Raw genomic sequence first — 1,840 nt, 5'->3', positions numbered from 1 at the left:
TGCCCGGGGTGCTCGGCCTCGACGAGCCGCAGGTGGCGGTGCGCGGGGACGTGGTGTGGGCGCCGCGACTGATGCGTGCCGGTGGCGGCGTGCTCGCGGTTCCGGCGGGCAAGACCTGGCAGTTGGGAGTGACGGGCCGGGGCACGCTGGAGAATCTGGCACTGCTGCCGGTGGCCGAGGACGCCGAGGTGTTCGGGGGCAGGCCGCTGGGCGCGGGCGAGGTACGTGTCGAGGTGCGTGCCGCGGGTGTCAACTTCCGTGACGCGCTGATCGCGTTGGGGATGTACCCCGGTGACGCGGTCATGGGCACCGAGGGTGCTGGTGTCGTCGTCGAGGTCGGAGCCGAGGTGACTGGCCTGGCCGTCGGTGACCGGGTTCTGGGACTGTTGGAGGCCGCGTTCGGGCCCCTGGCGGTGGCGGATGCGCGGATGGTGGCGCGGGTGCCGGAGGGCTGGTCGTTCGCGCAGGCCGCCGCCGTTCCGACGGTGTTTCTGACGGCGTATTACGCGCTGCGGGACCTGGCGGGACTGGAGGCGGGCGAGTCGATTCTCGTGCATGCCGCCGCTGGTGGTGTGGGTATGGCTGCGGTGCAGCTGGCCCGGCACTTCGGTGCGGAGGTGTATGGGACCGCGAGTGCCGGGAAGTGGGGTGTGGTGCGGGAGTTGGGGGTCGAGGACTCTCGTATCGCGTCGTCCCGGACGCTGGACTTCGAGGCGTCGGTCCTTGAGGCGACCGGGGGCCGGGGTGTCGATGTCGTGCTGAACTCCCTGGCGCGGGAGTTCGTGGACGCGTCGCTGCGGTTGTTGCCGCGTGGCGGGCGTTTCGTGGAGATGGGCAAGACCGACCTGCGCGATCCGGATGCCATCGCCGAGGAGCATGCCGGAGTCACGTATCAGAGCTTCGACTTGATCGATGCCGGACGTGACCGTATCCGGGAGATGCTGGCGGAGGTGCTGTCCCTGTTCGAGCAGGGTGTGCTGGAGCCGTTGCCGGTGAAGGCGTGGGATGTGCGGCGGGCGCCGGAGGCGTTCCGGTATCTGAGTCAGGCCCGGCATGTGGGCAAGGTGGTGCTGATGCTGCCGCCGTCCTTCGATGGGCGGGGGACTGTCCTGGTGACGGGTGCGTTGGGTGGGCTGGGGCGGGTTGTGGTCCGGCATCTGGCCGGCCGGCACGGTGTACGGGATCTGCTGCTGGTGTCGCGGAGGGGTGAGGGCGCGCCGGGTGCGGGTGAAGTGCGCGCGGAGCTTGAGGAGTTGGGTGCGAGGGTTACCATCGCGGCCTGTGATGTCGCCGATCGCGAGGCGCTGGCCTCGCTTGTGGATGAGGTAGGTGCTGACCTCACCGCGGTCGTGCATGTCGCGGGTGTGGTCGACGACGGTGTGGTCACCGCGTTGACGCCCGAGCGTGTGGACGCGGTGCTGCGGCCGAAGGTGGACGCGGCGGTGAATCTGCACGAGCTGACGGCCGACCTGGACCTGTCGGCGTTCGTGCTGTTCTCCTCCGCGGCCGGTGTGCTGGGCAGTGCGGGGCAGGCCGGCTACGCGGCAGCGAATGCCTTCTTGGACGCGCTGGCCCAGTACCGCCGTGCCCAGGGCCTGTCCGCGACCTCACTCGCGTGGGGCCTGTGGGCGGAGCAGGGCGGCATGGCCGGAGCCCTGGCCGACGGCGACATCGACCGCATGAACCGTGCCGGAGTGGCCGCCCTGTCGGCCGACGAAGGCCTGGCTCTGCTGGACGCCTCCCTCGCCCAGCCCGACGGCGCCCTCGTCCCCATGAAGCTCAACACCGAAACCCTGCGCAAGCAGTTCGGCGCCGACGTACCCCCGCTCTTCCGGAGCCT

1 protein-coding gene is annotated in these 1,840 nt (G+C 70.5%); it reads left to right on the top strand.

Annotated elements, in window-relative coordinates:
- The coding region (locus tag ADL01_RS19810) for an MDR/SDR family oxidoreductase (protein ID WP_159049583.1) at positions 1–1,840 on the top strand (1,840 nt) is incomplete at both ends.

The organism is Streptomyces sp. NRRL WC-3618, from assembly GCF_001280005.1.
GTDB lineage: Bacteria > Actinomycetota > Actinomycetes > Streptomycetales > Streptomycetaceae > Streptomyces.
This window is presented reverse-complemented; position numbering and strand designations above follow the sequence as displayed.